Origin of the sequence: Klebsiella sp. BIGb0138 (assembly GCF_004342285.1) — a bacterium.
Lineage (GTDB): Bacteria > Pseudomonadota > Gammaproteobacteria > Enterobacterales > Enterobacteriaceae > Klebsiella.
In genome coordinates this window covers 73,943-88,506 of record NZ_SMCV01000008.1, presented here as the reverse complement: position 1 = coordinate 88,506, position 14,564 = coordinate 73,943, and the positions used below count along the sequence as shown (strand labels likewise).

Sequence of the window (14,564 nt, the reverse complement as noted above, 5' to 3'; positions counted from 1 at the left end):
GGCTATTTATAAATGAAAATGATTATTATTTAGATAGGGGGCGAATGATAAGGCCGGGAAGTGAGTCAGGGGCCGGGAAAAGAGGGACGACAGGGTGAAAATGGCGGCGTTAGCGCCTTATCCGGGCCACGCGAACCGCTGCGGTTCCGTCGCCCGGACGAGGCATCGCGCCGTTAAGCGCGGGTGGCAATCAGAATAGCGGAAGCTTTGATCAGCGCCAGCACGCGGCTGCCCTGAGCCAGCTTCATCTCGTCCTGGCTTTCATTGGTGACGACGGCCACAATCTCAAAACCGGCGTCGGTCTGAATATGGACCGTCGCATTGACGGCACCTTCGGTGACACGGGTGACGCTGCCGGCAAACTGGTTGCGGGCGGAGAACTTCAGGCCACAATCCTCGGTGGCGAGGGTCACCCACGGCGCTTTAATCAGCGCGATGGCTTCTTTACCGGTGACCAGACCCAGCGCTTCCTTGCTGCTGTGGGTGACGATCGCCACCAGCTTCGCGCCGCCGGTCAGCGTCAGTTCAACTTCATCGTTGACCGCGCCGGTGGCGACGGCGCTGACCGTGCCGGTCAGTTGGTTACGTGCTGATACCGCCATAATATCTCCTTGTGTGGCTGATTGAGTGACTCGCGAATTTATACTAGCTCATTCTTGTTAATACCCAAACGTTTCATCCGGGAAAGGAGGGGGGGATTGACGGCGGCAGCGCCCCGGAAAACGATATCGTGGCGATCCGCGAGCTGCGTCCCGAGCGCCTGCCGATCGTCGATGCCACCGATATGGGACTTAACCCCCGGCGAAATCCGCCTTATCGACCCGGACGATATTGCGGAGATGTTTATGCTGACTACCCACAATATGCCGCTTAACTATCTGATCGATCAGTTGAAAGAGGACGTGGGCGCGGTGATTTTTTTAGGCATTCAGCCGGATATCGTGTTTTTATTACCCGCTGACCGAACCGGTTAACGCGGCCGTCGAAGAGGTTTACCGCGCGTTGCGCGCCTGGCAGGAACAGGGCGGCTTCGCGCCGCTGGAAGCGGCGGCGGAGACGGGTTTCCCCGGCCCGCGCTGACGCTTAGCCGGGCTACGGGGATGGTGCCCTTACGCCAGATCCTCGCCGTTGCTGGCAATCACCTTCTTGTACCACCAGAACGACTTCTTACGTTTGCGCGCAAGGGTGCCGCGGCCGGCATCGTCGCGGTCAACGTAGATAAAGCCGTAGCGCTTGCTCATCTCGCCGGTTGAGGCGGAAACCAGATCGATGCAGCCCCAGCTGGTGTAGCCCAGCACTGGAATACCGTCTTCGATGGCGTCGCGCATCGCTTTAATATGCTCGCGCAGATAGCTAATGCGGTAATCATCGTTAATCTCGCCGTTGGCGTCGATCTCATCCCGGGCGCCGAGGCCGTTTTCCACGAGGAACAGCGGCTTCTGATAGCGGTCATACATCATATTCATGGTGATACGCAGGCCGAGCGGATCAATGCCCCAGCCCCATTCGCTGGCCTGAATATGCGGGTTCTTCAACGATTTGACGATATTAGCCGCGTTGGTATTGCTGGCGTTCATCTCCGCCGAAGCGCAGCGCGAGGCGTAATAGCTGAAAGAGACGAAATCGACGGTATTTTTCAGGATCTCGTCATCGCCCGGCGCTTTGGCAATGGTGACCCCTTTTTCGCGGAATACCCGCGCCGCCCATACCGGGTAGGCGCCGCGCGCCTGGACGTCGATAAAGAACAGGTTTTCGCGATCTTTCTCCAGCGCCATCCACACATCCTCCGGCTTACAGGAGTAAGGGTAGAAATTGCCGCCCGCCAGCATACAGCCCACCTGGTTTTGCGGGTTCACCTCATGGGCGATTTTGGTCGCCAGCGCGCTGGCCACCAGTTCGTGGTGCGCAGCCTGGTATTTCACCTGCTCCTGATTCTCACCCTCTTCAAACACCAGCCCGGCGCCGGAGAACGGACTATGCAGCATGATGTTGATTTCATTAAAGGTCAGCCAGTATTTCACCAACCCGTCGAAGGCTTCAAAACAGGTACGGGCGTAGCGGGTAAAGAACTCTACCATCTTACGATTGCGCCAGGAGCCGTATTCGGTGACCAGATGCATCGGGACGTCGAAGTGGCACAGGGTGACCAGCGGCTCGATGCCGTGCTTTTTGCACTCCGCGAACAGTGCCCGATAGAAGGCGATACCTTCCGGGTTGGGCTGCAGCTCGTCGCCGTTCGGGTACAGGCGGCTCCAGGCGATGGAGGTGCGGAACACGCTAAAGCCCATCTCCGCCATCAGGGCAATATCTTCTTGATAACGATGATAGAAATCGATCGCCTCGTGGCTCGGGTAAAACTCATCTTCCCGCAGCTGAAAACGCTTCTCCAGCCCCAGCTTAACCGGCATCCGGTTCGCGCCGTGGGGGATCGTATCAACGGTGGTCAACCCTTTACCGCCTTCCCGCCAGGCGCCTTCAGCCTGGTTGGCGGCGATAGCGCCACCCCATAAAAATCCCTGTGGAAAAGTCGACATGCGTTACCTCAATTTCAATTCAATAGTGTTCAGACGGGTGATGCTTCGGTGGCGATCTGGCGCTGCCTGGCATCGGCGGCGGCCTCTTCGAGCGGAATATCTTCAAAGCCGAGCAGCAGGGTGAGCACGAAGGAGAGCACCACCGCCAGCGCCATCACGCCGAAGACCCAGACGATAGTCATCGGATTGGCCGGATCGAAGAACTGGACGCTGGTGAACAGGCCCGGCGCCGCCATGGAATGGCTGGCAAGCCCGGCAATACCGGCCACCGCGCCGCTGATAAAGCCGCTAATCAGGCTGGCGATCAGCGGACGTTTCAGTCTGACCGCCACGCCATACAGCGCCGGTTCGGAGATCCCGGCCAGAATGGCCGAGGCCGCCGCCGCCAGCGCCGTCTGGCGCAGTTCCGGGTTTTTGGTCTTCCATGCCACCGCCAGCGATGAGCCGCCCAGCGACAGGTTGGCGCCGATTTCCGACGGCATAACCATCCCTTCTTTACCGGTTTCGGCAATGGTCTGAATAATCGTCGGAGTAAAGACGCGGTGCATCCCGGTCATCACCAGCAGCGGCCACAGGGCGCCCATAATCGCCACCGACAGCCAGCCGAGATAGCTATGAATGGTATATACCAGCGCGGAGATGGCGCTGCCGATCCAGATCCCGAGCGGGCCAATCAACAGGATGGCCAGCGGCGCGGCGATCAGCACGATCAGCATCGGTTTGAGGAAGTTTTTGGTGACCGCCGGCGTGATGCGATCGACCCAACGTTCGATCCAGGAGAGGCACCAGGTCATCACCAGCGCCGGAATAACGGTGTAGGTGTATTTTACCGCCGTCACCGGGATAAAGGCGAATTCGACGTGCTCGCCCTCGGCGGCTTTCGCCATCAGCTCGATAAAGCTCGGGTGCACCAGCACCCCGGCAATCGCGATCGCCAGCGACATATTAGTTTTGAACTTCACCGCCGCGGAGGCGGCGACCATCAGCGGCAGGAAGAAAAAGGCTCCGTCGCCGATAACGGTCAGGATGGTGAGAGTGGGGGAGCCCTTAGGCAGCACCCCGGTCATCTCGAGGATCATCGCCAGCAGTTTGACCATCGATCCGCCGATAATGGCCGGGATCAGCGGTGACATGGTGCCGATCAGCGCGTCGAGGATCCCGGCGCCGATGCGTCTTAAGGTCAGCGGCGGTTTGCCCTGCGGTTCCTCCGGGCGCATGTCCCCCGGCAGCAGGCTGACCACTTCGCTGAACGCCTGCGATACCGTGTTGCCGATGATCACCTGGCACTGGTTATCGTTACGTACCACGCCAAGCACGCCTTTCAGGCTTTTCAGCGTGGCGCTATCCACCTGCGCATGATCTTTGACCACAAAGCGCAGACGGGTCATGCAGTGGGTGACCGCCGTGACGTTATCAACCCCGCCTATCGCCGTCAGAATTTGTTTTGCCAGGGCGGCATAATTTTTAGACATCGGTTTTATCCTGTTTAATCAATAGGGTACTGGCTTGTTATCGCACCGTAAAACGGCGTGTCAGGGTACATACGTAGGAAACCGGTTCCACAAAATCATGATGAGTTTCATTGATTCATACAAGATCTAAAAAAATCAGTTTTCAAATTTGTGATTTTGATCGCTTTGTCGCCCGGAGAAGAAACCACGGGGCGCGCATCGGAAAGCTGTAAAACGGCGAGGCGTGCAGTACACTGCGAACATCTTGAGTAACAGGAAGAACAACATGGCAACGATGCTGGAGGTGGCGAAACGCGCGGGAGTGTCGAAGGCGACCGTTTCCCGGGTGCTGTCGGGCAACGGCTATGTCAGCCAGGAGACGAAAGATCGCGTGTTCCAGGCGGTGGCGGAAAGCGGCTACCGGCCTAATCTGCTGGCCCGCAACCTCGCCACCAAAAAGAGCCAGACCCTGGGACTGGTGGTGACGAACACCCTCTATCACGGGGTCTATTTTAGCGAGCTGCTGTTTCACGTCGCGCGGATGACCGAAGACAAGGGGCGGCAGCTGATTCTGGCCGATGGTAAGCACAGCGCACAGGAGGAGCGCGAGGCGATTCAGTACCTGCTCGATCTGCGCTGCGATGCGATTATCATCTACCCGCGCTTTCTTAGCGTCGATGAGATGGACGCGATCGTCGAGAATCAGTCGCAGCCGATTATGGTGCTTAACCGGCGCCTGCGGCGCAACGCCAGCCACTGCGTCTGGTCCGATCAAAAAGCCTCGGCCTTTGCGGCGGTGGAGAAACTCATTACTCACGGTCATCGCGACATCGCGTTTATTACCGGCTCGCTGGATTCTCCCACCGGCATTGAGCGTCTCTCCGGCTACAAAGATGCGCTGACGCAGCACGGGATTACGCTCAATAACGAGCTGATTGTTGAAGGGAAATGGACGCCGGAAACCGGCGCCGCCGGGGTTGAAACCCTGCGTCAGCGTAACGCCCGCTTCAGCGCGCTGGTGGCGAGCAACGACGACATGGCGATTGGCGCGATGAAGCAGCTGCATCAGCACGGCGTGAAGGTGCCGGAGCAGGTGTCGGTGATTGGCTTCGATGATATCGTGCTGGCGCCCTATATGGTCCCGGCGCTCTCCAGCGTCAAAATACCGGTGACGGAAATGATCAAAGAGAGCATTAACCGGCTGATCTTTATGCTCGACGGCGGCGATCTAAAATACCAGCAAACCTTCCCCGGCGAGCTGATTGAACGTGACTCGATAGCCGCAGGCCCCTTCGCCTGACATCGTCATCTGTCATCGTCAGATGTGACGATGACAGAACTTAGCTGGTTAATCTCCTTTATTATCATTGTGATAAAAAATGGAACGTATTATGCCTCCTCCGCGGCGTAACCTTCTTACTGCTGGAGAAATGGATGAACCGTTTCATTATCGCCGACGCCAGTAAATGCATCGGTTGCAAATCCTGCGTGGTCGCCTGCCCTGGCGCGACGGAGAGCTGGGTCTGGCCTGCGGGCTGGCTGCGATGGCTCGCGATTGCGCCACCGCGCGCGGGATCGCGACCCTGGCCTTTAGCGGCGGCGGGGTGCTGCACAACCGGCTGCTGGTCTCCCGATTGACGTTTTATCTGGCGGATTTTACTCTGCTATTTCCGCAGCGGTTGCCTGCCGGAGATGGGGCAACCGCATTCGGTCAGGCGGTTGTCGCCGCCGCTCGCTGGCAGGCTCATAGGATATAATCATGATAGTGACGATTTTACGCCAGCAGCCGCGCGCCGCGGCGCTGGTGGTGGGACTGATTCTGGCAAATCTGCTGGCCTGGGGTTGGGCGTGGCAGGCGTTTGGCGACAGCGGCGCGCTGATGGCCGCCAGTCTGCTGGCCTGGGGATACGGACTGCGCCACGCCGTCGATGCCGATCATATTGCGGCGATTGACAGCGTGACCCGCAAAATGATGCAGCAGGGACGCAGGCCGTTTGCCGTCGGGGCCTGGTTTTCGCTAGGCCACTCGTCGATCGTGGTGCTGGCCTCGGCGGCCATTGCCGCCACCGCTACCGCCTTCGGCCAGCAGATGAGCTGGTTTCATGATACCGGCAGCGCGATCGGCACCGCGGTATCGGCGCTGTTTTTATTGCTGATGGCGCTGATCAATCTGGTGATTTTGCGTGGCGTCTGGCGTAGTTTTCAGGTCTTCAAGCAAGGCGGCAAGGTGAGCGATGAGCTCGTGGCGAGCGGCGGGATGATGAGCTGGCTGTTTGGCAAGACCTTTCGCCTGATTAGCCGTAGCTGGCAGATGTATCTGGTGGGCTTTCTGTTCGGCCTCGGGTTTGATACCGCCACTGAAATCGGCGTGCTGGGCATTTCCGCCGCCGGCGCGTCGAGCGGGATCGCTATCTGGTCAATCATGGTCTTTCCGGCGCTGTTTGCCAGCGGCATGGCGCTGGTGGATACCCTCGATAATGTGCTGATGGTCGGCGCTTACGGCTGGGCGTTCAGTAAGCCGCAGCGCAAGCTCTATTACAATATGACCATCACCGGTACCTCGGTGGTGGTGGCGTTATTTATCGGCGGCCTGGAAGCGCTGGGGCTGCTGATGGACAAGTTTGCCCTCAGCGGCGGCGTCTGGCGCTGGGTTGGCGCGCTCAATGATAACCTTGGCGACGCCGGTTTTGTGGTCATCGGGCTGTTTGTCGCCTGCTGGGGGCTGTCGGTGCTCAATTACCGCTGGCGCGGGTACGATGATCTGGCGCATTGAACGAAATATTCCCGGGTCGCGCTGGGCTCACCCCGGCTACCAGGCTACGGCTCTGTGCCGTTCGGTAGCCCGGGCAAGGCGTTGACGCCGCGACCCGGATTAGGTGGTTAACGCGCCAGCTGTTTGAGCAGGGCGAAGGCCTCTTTCATCCGGTCTTCGCTGACGACAAAGGCGTGCAGCTGGTTGTCGGCAGCAACGCCTTTGGCGACTAACCCCTCTTTCGCGGCAACAATATGCCACGTCAGATCCTCCCGCCGCGTATCGCCTGCCAGGTGCAGCGGTAAATCTGGCGTTTTGACCTTCACCAGCATCGGCGGCAGCGTCAGTTCGCCAGGCTGCGCCAGCAGATTTTTAGCGAGGCACATCGCGCTGAGCAAAATCGGCTGCAGGAAGGGCAGCACCATACCGTTAATTTCCGCGCAGTCGCCGAGGGCGTAAATCGCCGGATGGCTGCTGCACAGGTGACTGTCGACCACCACGCCGCGATTGATGTTAAGACCTGCCCGCTGGGCCAGCGCGGTGTCAGGGCGCAGGCCGGCGGCGGCCACCACCGCATCCACGGTGAGAGCCCGCTGGCGGTCGACGCTGACGCGGATACCGTCGGCAGTCTGCTCCAGCCCTTCGAGCTGGGTTTTCAGCATCAGATGCACGCCCATCCCGGTCAGGCGATGCTGCAGACGGCTGCTGACCTCCGGCGGCATCAGCGCCGACAGCACGCTGGCGGAATTGTCGACCACCGTCACCGCTTTACCGGCGCGACAGAAATCCATCGCCAGCTCGCAGCCGATCAGCCCGCCGCCGACGATCAGTACGCGACCGGCGTCGCGCAGCTGGCTTTGCGCCGCGCCATATTCGCGCTGGCTGTTGAGGGTCAACATCAGCTCGCGCCCCGGTACCGGCGGAATAAACGGCGTCGCGCCCGTCGCCAGCACCAGCTTATCGTAGCGCCATGCGCGATCCTGGCTTTTCACCACTTTCGCCCCGGCGTCGATGTCGCTGACCCAGGTATGGGGGAACAGACGCAGGTTGTACTGTTCGGCGAATGCGCCAGCCGTTTGCAGGGTCAGGTCATCGGCGCTTTGCCCGCGGCTGACCACATGGCTGAGGTCCGGTTTGTTGTACTCATCCATGCTATCGGCGGCGATCAGCGTCAGCGGAATTTGCGTATCCTGCTTGCGGATATTTTTCACCAGCTGGCGGGCCGCGAAGCCCGAGCCGATGATCACGATGCCATCACTCATTTTGCCTCCGTTGCCAGGACATCAAAGACCTCTTTGCCGAGAGAGCATTCCGGGCACAGGAAGCTATCCGGGACCTCGCTCCACGGCGTACCCGGCTGCACGTCCTGGTTCGGTTCGCCTGTCGCCGGATCGTAAATCCACTGGCAGACGCTGCACTGCATCGATGGGCCGAGGTCGGCCGCGGTGGCGGCTGCACTGGCGCAGGCTTCCTGCTGCGGCACGGGAATGGTTTCAGCGACCGGCAGCGGGGAGAGGGCCCACTGGCGGGCGATTTCACGCCCGTGTTCGCGACACAGTTCCAGCGCGTTCATATCCGGGCGCCATTTCGCTTTCAGGCTGAGGGACATTTCAAAACCGGCATCCTGTAAACGGGTGGACAGGCGGTCTACCGCACCGCCGCTCCAGCCGTGGGAACCAAAGGCGCTGGCGCGTTTGTTGCGAAAACGCAGGCCGGTCATCTCTTCCACCAGGCCGGCGATTTTCGGCATCATCACGTTGTTCATGGTGGAGGTGCCCACCAGCACGCCTTTCGAGCGGAATACGTTGGTCAGAATGTCGTTTTTATCGCTGCGGGCAACGTTAAAGATTTTCACCGCCACCCGTGGGTCAACGTCGGTAATCCCCTGGGCGATAGCGTCGGCCATCATGCGAGTGTTGTTCGACATGGTGTCGTAGAAAATGGTAATCCGGTCTTCCTGATAATCGGCGGCCCATTTCAGATACAGCTCAACGATCTGCGTCGGGTTGTCGCGCCACACCACGCCGTGGGAGGTGGCAATCATATCCACCGGCAGATTGAAGCCGAGGATCTCGGTAATTTTCGGCGTCACCAGCCGGCTGAACGGCGTCAGGATATTGGCGTAGTAGCGCTGGCACTGTTCGAACAGCTCGCTCTGATCGACTTCGTCGTTAAACAGATGTTCGTCGCAGTAGTGCTGGCCGAAGGCGTCGTTGCTGAACAGCACCGCGTCGCCGGTCATGTAGGTCATCATGCTGTCCGGCCAGTGCAGCATCGGCGTTTCGACGAAGATCAGCTGTTTGCCATTACCGATGTCGAGGCTATCGCCGGTTTTTACCACCTTGAAATTCCATTCCGGGTGATGGTGGTGGCCGGTAATGGAGTCGATGGCGTTCGCGGTGCAGTAAATCGGGGTGTCCGGGATGCTGTTCATCAGTTCGGTCAGCGCGCCGGCATGGTCCTCTTCCGCATGGTTAATGATGATGTAGTCGATATCGGCGAGATCGATTTCGCTACGCAGGTTCTGCACGAACTCGCGGCTGAATTTATGATCTACGGTATCGATCAGCACATTTTTTTCTTCACGGATGAGATAGCTGTTATAGCTGCTGCCGCGCAGCGTTTTATATTCCGTCCCGTGGAAATCACGCACTTCCCAGTCACGTTGGCCAACCCAATGAATGTTATTTTTAACCAGAATAGACATAGCAACCTCAATTAATTCAGCGTGTTCAAATAAGATGTCTTGCTTATATCAAGTTGCGTGCCAACTTTTTAATTTGTTGATTATTAATGTGTTTTGTGTTTCTGGTTAAAAAGGTTGTTGTCAAAATGACAATGATTAAAATAGTCGTTATGACAATGGTTACTGTCAAAAAGACAATGAGGCGACGATGAGCTTTTCCGTGGACGTGCTGGCGAAAATCGCCATTGATTTACAAAGCGATATTGGTCATGCCGACCGTTTTTCGCGACTGATCGCCACCCTGCGGCAGGCGCTGGGCTGCGATGCCTCGGCGCTGCTGCGCTATGACGCGCGTCAGTTCGTGCCGCTGGCCATCGACGGGCTGGCTCAGGATGTGCTGGGGCGGCGTTTTGCGCTGGAAGGGCATCCGCGGCTGGAGGCCATTGCCCGCGCCGGCGACGTGGTGCGTTTCCCGGCGGACAGCGATCTGCCCGATCCCTATGACGGGCTGATTCCAGGCCAGGAGAGCCTGAAAGTTCACGCCTGCGTGGGGCTGCCGCTGTTCGCCGGGCAAACGCTGATCGGCGCGCTGACCCTCGACGGGATGGATGCCGACCGTTTCGACAGCTTCAGTGATGAAGAGCTGCGCCTGATTGCGGCGCTGGTGGCGGGGGCGTTGAATAATGCGCTGCTTATCGCCCGCCTGGAGAATCAGAACGTGCTCCCGGAGGCGAACGTAAGCTATTCGCCTGCCGAACGTCAGGAGATTATCGGCCTGTCGGCGCCGATGCGGCAGCTGAAAAAAGAGATCGATATTGTCGCCGCGTCGGATTTGAACGTGCTGATTAGCGGCGAAACCGGCACCGGTAAAGAGCTGGTGGCGAAAGCGGTGCATCAGGGGTCGCCGCGCGCCGCCAATCCGCTGGTCTATCTCAACTGCGCGGCGCTGCCGGAGAGCGTGGCGGAGAGCGAGCTGTTCGGGCATGTGAAAGGGGCCTTTACCGGGGCGATCAGCAACCGCAGCGGCAAGTTTGAAATGGCCGATAACGGCACTTTATTCCTCGATGAGATCGGCGAACTGTCGCTGGCGCTGCAGGCCAAGCTGCTGCGTGTATTGCAGTATGGCGATATCCAGCGCGTCGGCGACGATCGCAGCCTGCGGGTTGACGTGCGGGTGCTGGCGGCCACCAACCGCGATCTGCGCCAGGAGGTGGTTGCGGGGCGCTTTCGCGCCGATTTGTACCACCGCCTGAGCGTGTTTCCGCTGTCGGTTCCGGCGCTACGCGATCGGGAAGATGACGCGGTGCTGCTGGCGGGCTATTTCTGCGAACAGTGCCGTTCGCGGATGGGGCTGGCGCAGGTGCTGTTAAGCGACGCGACGCGGGCGAAGCTGCGCGAGTGGCCGTGGCCCGGCAACGTGCGCGAGCTGGAACATGCGATTCACCGCGCGGTGGTGCTGGCAAGGGCGACGCAGGCCGGCAATGACGTACGGCTGGAACCGGCGCATTTTCAGTTTGCCGGCGATGTGCCTGAGCGGCCTGCCGCAACGCCGGCCGCGCCCCTACGGGCGTTCAATCTCCGTGCGGCGACCGAGGCATTCCAGCGCGAGGCGATTGCCAGGGCGCTGGCGGATAACCAGCGTAACTGGGCGGCGGCGGCCCGTGCCCTGGAACTGGACGTCGCCAACCTGCACCGGCTGGCGAAGCGTCTGGGGCTTAAAGAATCCCGGCCTGATAAAAGTTCTGCAGGTTAATCGCCCCCACCAGGTGACCGTTTTCATCGACCACCGGGGCGGCGCTGATTTTATGCTTCATCAGGCGCTCTTTGGCCTCCACCGCACGGCTTTGCGCCTGTAAGGTGACGCCGTTGCGGGTCATGGCCGCGTTGACGACATCATCCAGGGTCCCGCCGCCCACCAGCCAGCGACGCAGGTCGCCGTCGGTGAAAACGCCCTGCACGCGGTTCTGCGCATCGCAAACCGCGACCAGCCCCAGCCCGGTGCGGCTCAGCTCCAGCATCGCGTCCATGACCCGGGTGTTGAGATCGACGCGCGGCACATCGGCATCGCGGCGCATCAGATGGTGTACTTTATTCAGCAGGCGCGCGCCAAGCGCGCCGGCAGGGTGCGAACGGGCGAAATCTTCTTCATTGAAACCGCGCGCCTGCATCACCGCCATCGCCAGCGCATCGCCGAGCATCAGGGTGTTGACGGTACTGGAGGTTGGGGCAAGATGCATCGGGCAGGCTTCGCGCTCCACGGAGATATCCAGCACCGCCTTCGCCGCCAGCGCCAGCGGGGAGGCGGGTTTACCGGTCATTGCCAGCAGGGGAATGGCTTTCTCTTCCAGGCGCGGGACGATTAAATCCAGCTCTTTGGCGCCGCCGGAGTAGGAGATAAACAGCATCACATCGCGGCTATCGATCATCCCGAGGTCGCCGTGCAGCGCTTCCGCCGGGTGGACGAAAAAGGCGGGCGTTCCGGTACTGGCGAAGGTCGCCGCCAGCTTTTTACCGATATGGCCTGATTTACCGATGCCGGAAACGATCAGTTTTCCCTCGCAGTGGATGATGGTTTCCGCCGCACGGATGAAGTCGTCGCCCAGGCGTTCAGGCAGGCGGCTGGCCTCCTGTAGCTCCAGTAACAGGGTCTGGCGTCCGGCTTCTAACAGAAAGTTACTCATGATCTTCTCCAGTAATAATCACTTCAATGCCTTTCGCTTCCAGCGCCCGCTGGAATGTCGGATCGATACCGGCATCGGTAATTAGCTTATCCACGCGCTCAAGGCCGCAGACGATATTCGGGCTTTTGCGACCAAACTTTGATGAATCGGCCATCAGAATCACTTCCCTCGCGGCATTGCACATCGCTTTACTGACGGTATAGACCTCGTTGAAGGTGGTGACGCCCGCGTTCAGATCGATGCCGTCGGTGCCCATAAACAGTTTGTCGAAGCTGAACTGCTCGAAGGCGTTTTCCGCCAGCTGTCCGTGAAAGGAGGCTGATTTTTTACGAAAGGTGCCGCCGGGCATCAGAATCGTTTGTTCATTATCCAGTTCGGAGAGGGCGTTGACGATATGTAGGCTGTTGGTCATCACCGTGATGTTATTGAAGCAGCTGAGCAGCGGCACCATTTGCAGCACCGTGCTGCCGGCATCAAGGATGATCGAGTCGCCGTCGTGGATATAGCGTACGGCCATTTCGGCGATCAGCGCTTTTTTGTCGGTATTGATGAGCGTTTTGTGATCGATAGGCGGGTCGGGCTCGTCTTTGTTAAGAACCACTCCGCCATAGGTTCGAATGACGGTGCCGGCATTTTCGAGGATCACCAGATCCTTACGGATGGTGGTGCCGGTGGTTCCGAAGTGTTGCGCCAGCTCTTCAACCGAGCATTTACCCTGCGACTGCAGGTGCTCAACAATGGCTGCCTGGCGCTGACGTGGTTTCATAGCGGTGGTATCCTATCCTGCGTTAAGTTTCGAAGTGATAATTTCGCAAGATATTTACTTTTACAACGAAATTATACATGTTTCGGTTTAAGCGCTAATGATAGTGCATTCTGACAGAGAGGATCCTGGGGAAAGATCATATCTGGCCGCAATTCCTCGCGGAGTTTTCCGTTGATCGCCGGGATTTTCCGCGGGCGAGCGAAGACGGTCAGGCCTTTCATCAGCAGGGTATCGCTCACGCGGTCGTGGTCATCGAATGCGATGGCGACGATGGCGCGCGGTTTGAAGCGGCCCGTTGAACGGCCCACGCCGACGCGGCCCTGCTGGCAGAGCCGATCGAAGGCGCGGTTAAACAGACGAATCTGCCAGCCGCCGAGGGCCAGCTGTGCCAGCCAGGCGATGGCGGCGACGGTGATCAGGGCGCTAACCATAATCTTCTCCTGAATATGTACCCGGTAAACCCGGGAGGCGAGATGAGGGCGGAATCCTGTTGCCCCGGCGCAGCGCGAGCCGGGGCGACAACGGGTTAAAACATCACCTGGCCACCGGTGACGTTGATCGACTGCCCGGTGCAGTAGGAGGCCTGCGGGCTGGCATAAAACATCAGCACGTTCAGGACATCCTGATAGTCACAGCCGCGTTTCAGCGGCACCTTGTCGATGTAATATTGTTCAACCTCCTCTTCGGCGATCCCCAGCTTGCTGGCATATTGCGGCAGCAGGGACTGGAACATCGGCGATTTCAGCAGGTTGCCGAGCATCAGCGAATGGACGGTAATGCCATACTCCGCCAGGTCCAGCGCCAGCGACTGCGTTAATCCGACGCCGCCGAATTTCGCCGCGCTGTAGCCGGAGTTATGCTTGCTGCCCACTTTGCCGGATTTGGAGTTGATCTGAATAATGCGTCCCTGGATACCGTCGCGAATCATCAGGCGTGAAAATTCGCGGGCGCACAGGAAATAGCCCACCAGATTCACCTGCAGCGACCGGTCGAAGTCGCCGAGGGCGAAATCGCTGATAAAGGCCGCTTTGGCGATCCCGGCGCTGTAGACCAGCAGATCCACGCGGGCGAAAATCTCGTCCACGCCGCGAGCGAGGGCGGTCACGCTGGCTTCGCTGGTCGCATCGGCGCCGAAGCCGTATGCCATCCCTTCGCCGAATTCGGCGTTGATGGCCTGCGCGACGCGCGTGGCTTTATCGCTTTGGATATCAACAACCGCCACGCGGTACCCCTGGGCGGCAAGGCCCCGGCACAGAAACTCTCCTAAGGTTTGTCCACCGCCAATGACAACAGCAACCTGACTCATAGTATTCTCCTTACCACTTAAGCAACAAATTTGAGTATGCAGCCGGGAGCGATGGCTTCCGGCACGGGGCCGGCCACGTGGACCGTCCCCGGAAATTCCGCCACGCGATGGCCGTCGAAGCGCAGCGTGATATGGCCCAGTTCCCGCAGATTCTGTTCGGCGACATCGCCAACGGCGGTGACCGGATAGCGCCGCTCGCCAAGCTGGAGCTCTGCGCCCGGCGTCAGCGTGCCGGACAGCTCGCCGTGATTGTGAATAAAGCAATATTCCTCGATATCCGCCGGGGCGCCTTCGCGAAAGGTAATCAGCATCTCCTCATCCAGCGCCAGCGTTGCGCTGGCGCCGATGCGCGTTATGGTGGTCTGGTAAATCACGGTCATCTTCAGGA

General features: G+C 59.3%; 13 protein-coding genes and 2 pseudogenes. 5 read left to right on the top strand and 10 right to left on the bottom strand.

The window, feature by feature from the left end; all coding sequences use genetic code 11:
* Positions 1-173: 173 nt before the first annotated feature.
* The gene (locus EDF73_RS18005; protein ID WP_132730430.1) at positions 174-602 is read right to left on the bottom strand and encodes a TOBE domain-containing protein; all 429 of its coding nucleotides are present in this window, start codon (positions 600-602) and stop codon (positions 174-176) included.
* 95 nt (positions 603-697) lie between these two features.
* Here EDF73_RS18005 and hycI point away from each other — a divergent pair.
* A pseudogene (gene hycI, locus EDF73_RS18000) lies at positions 698-1,080 on the top strand (hydrogenase maturation peptidase HycI); the annotation flags it as partial.
* A gap of 29 nt (positions 1,081-1,109) precedes the next feature.
* On the opposite strand, the gene EDF73_RS17995 reads toward hycI, so the two are convergent.
* Complete coding sequence (locus EDF73_RS17995; protein WP_132730429.1) at positions 1,110-2,534, bottom strand: 6-phospho-beta-glucosidase; 1,425 nt, start codon at positions 2,532-2,534, stop codon at positions 1,110-1,112.
* A 29-nt stretch (positions 2,535-2,563) separates the two neighbouring features.
* Positions 2,564-4,006 carry a PTS cellobiose/arbutin/salicin transporter subunit IIBC gene (ascF, locus tag EDF73_RS17990; RefSeq protein ID WP_132730428.1) on the bottom strand — a complete coding sequence of 481 codons (1,443 nt, stop codon included), beginning with the start codon at positions 4,004-4,006 and terminating at the stop codon, positions 2,564-2,566.
* A 265-nt stretch (positions 4,007-4,271) separates the two neighbouring features.
* Here ascF and EDF73_RS17985 point away from each other — a divergent pair, with 265 nt between their 5' ends.
* The 3 genes and pseudogenes from EDF73_RS17985 (at position 4,272) to EDF73_RS17970 (ending at position 6,758) form a co-directional block, all read left to right on the top strand.
* Positions 4,272-5,285 carry a LacI family DNA-binding transcriptional regulator gene (locus EDF73_RS17985; protein WP_132730427.1) on the top strand — a complete coding sequence of 338 codons (1,014 nt, stop codon included), beginning with the start codon at positions 4,272-4,274 and terminating at the stop codon, positions 5,283-5,285.
* Positions 5,286-5,508: 223 nt separating this feature from the next.
* A pseudogene (locus tag EDF73_RS17975) lies at positions 5,509-5,742 on the top strand (carbamoyltransferase HypF); the annotation flags it as partial.
* Between the two features lie 2 nt (positions 5,743-5,744).
* The gene (locus tag EDF73_RS17970) at positions 5,745-6,758 is read left to right on the top strand and encodes a HoxN/HupN/NixA family nickel/cobalt transporter (RefSeq protein WP_132730426.1); all 1,014 of its coding nucleotides are present in this window, start codon (positions 5,745-5,747) and stop codon (positions 6,756-6,758) included.
* A 107-nt stretch (positions 6,759-6,865) separates the two neighbouring features.
* On the opposite strand, the gene norW is transcribed toward EDF73_RS17970, so the two are convergent.
* Both norW and norV read right to left on the bottom strand, forming a co-directional pair.
* Complete coding sequence (gene norW, locus EDF73_RS17965) at positions 6,866-7,999, bottom strand: NADH:flavorubredoxin reductase NorW (RefSeq protein ID WP_132730425.1); 1,134 nt, start codon at positions 7,997-7,999, stop codon at positions 6,866-6,868.
* A complete protein-coding gene (gene norV, locus EDF73_RS17960; RefSeq protein ID WP_132730424.1) occupies positions 7,996-9,444 on the bottom strand; it encodes an anaerobic nitric oxide reductase flavorubredoxin in 1,449 nt (482 codons plus the stop codon). The genes norW and norV overlap by 4 nt, the downstream gene beginning before the upstream one ends.
* A gap of 187 nt (positions 9,445-9,631) precedes the next feature.
* On the opposite strand from norV, the gene norR reads away from it, so the two are divergent.
* Positions 9,632-11,176 carry a nitric oxide reductase transcriptional regulator NorR gene (norR, locus tag EDF73_RS17950; protein ID WP_132730423.1) on the top strand — a complete coding sequence of 515 codons (1,545 nt, stop codon included), beginning with the start codon at positions 9,632-9,634 and terminating at the stop codon, positions 11,174-11,176.
* Here the strand turns inward: norR and gutQ are convergent.
* The 5 genes from gutQ to srlB all read right to left on the bottom strand — a co-directional run bounded on the left by gutQ (position 11,139) and on the right by srlB (position 14,556).
* A complete protein-coding gene (gene gutQ / locus EDF73_RS17945; protein WP_132730422.1) occupies positions 11,139-12,104 on the bottom strand; it encodes an arabinose-5-phosphate isomerase GutQ in 966 nt (321 codons plus the stop codon). The two genes, norR and gutQ, sit on opposite strands and share 38 nt — an antisense overlap.
* The gene (locus tag EDF73_RS17940) at positions 12,097-12,870 is read right to left on the bottom strand and encodes a DNA-binding transcriptional repressor (RefSeq protein WP_132730421.1); all 774 of its coding nucleotides are present in this window, start codon (positions 12,868-12,870) and stop codon (positions 12,097-12,099) included. Before EDF73_RS17940 ends, gutQ begins: the two co-directional genes overlap by 8 nt.
* A 71-nt stretch (positions 12,871-12,941) precedes the next feature.
* Positions 12,942-13,301 (bottom strand): transcriptional regulator GutM, encoded by a 360-nt coding sequence (gene gutM, locus EDF73_RS17935; protein ID WP_132730420.1) that lies wholly within the window; start codon positions 13,299-13,301, stop codon positions 12,942-12,944.
* A 95-nt stretch (positions 13,302-13,396) separates the two neighbouring features.
* Complete coding sequence (srlD, locus tag EDF73_RS17930; RefSeq protein WP_132730419.1) at positions 13,397-14,176, bottom strand: sorbitol-6-phosphate dehydrogenase; 780 nt, start codon at positions 14,174-14,176, stop codon at positions 13,397-13,399.
* Between the two features lie 17 nt (positions 14,177-14,193).
* Positions 14,194-14,556 carry a PTS glucitol/sorbitol transporter subunit IIA gene (gene srlB / locus EDF73_RS17925; protein WP_132730418.1) on the bottom strand — a complete coding sequence of 121 codons (363 nt, stop codon included), beginning with the start codon at positions 14,554-14,556 and terminating at the stop codon, positions 14,194-14,196.
* Between the last annotated feature and the right edge of the window lie 8 nt (positions 14,557-14,564).

Excerpts from the sequence above, each read along its gene's own strand:
- gutM (WP_132730420.1), bottom strand. The coding sequence starts at position 13,301 with ATGGTTAGCGCCCTGATCACCGTCGCCGCCATCGCCTGGCTGGCACAG.
- norR (WP_132730423.1), top strand. The coding sequence starts at position 9,632 with ATGAGCTTTTCCGTGGACGTGCTGGCGAAAATCGCCATTGATTTACAA.
- norV (WP_132730424.1), bottom strand. The coding sequence starts at position 9,444 with ATGTCTATTCTGGTTAAAAATAACATTCATTGGGTTGGCCAACGTGAC.
- EDF73_RS18005 (WP_132730430.1), bottom strand. The coding sequence starts at position 602 with ATGGCGGTATCAGCACGTAACCAACTGACCGGCACGGTCAGCGCCGTC.
- norW (WP_132730425.1), bottom strand. The coding sequence starts at position 7,999 with ATGAGTGATGGCATCGTGATCATCGGCTCGGGCTTCGCGGCCCGCCAG.
- EDF73_RS17985 (WP_132730427.1), top strand. The coding sequence starts at position 4,272 with ATGGCAACGATGCTGGAGGTGGCGAAACGCGCGGGAGTGTCGAAGGCG.
- srlD (WP_132730419.1), bottom strand. The coding sequence starts at position 14,176 with ATGAGTCAGGTTGCTGTTGTCATTGGCGGTGGACAAACCTTAGGAGAG.
- gutQ (WP_132730422.1), bottom strand. The coding sequence starts at position 12,104 with ATGAGTAACTTTCTGTTAGAAGCCGGACGCCAGACCCTGTTACTGGAG.
- EDF73_RS17995 (WP_132730429.1), bottom strand. The coding sequence starts at position 2,534 with ATGTCGACTTTTCCACAGGGATTTTTATGGGGTGGCGCTATCGCCGCC.
- EDF73_RS17970 (WP_132730426.1), top strand. The coding sequence starts at position 5,745 with ATGATAGTGACGATTTTACGCCAGCAGCCGCGCGCCGCGGCGCTGGTG.
- srlB (WP_132730418.1), bottom strand. The coding sequence starts at position 14,556 with ATGACCGTGATTTACCAGACCACCATAACGCGCATCGGCGCCAGCGCA.
- EDF73_RS17940 (WP_132730421.1), bottom strand. The coding sequence starts at position 12,870 with ATGAAACCACGTCAGCGCCAGGCAGCCATTGTTGAGCACCTGCAGTCG.
- ascF (WP_132730428.1), bottom strand. The coding sequence starts at position 4,006 with ATGTCTAAAAATTATGCCGCCCTGGCAAAACAAATTCTGACGGCGATA.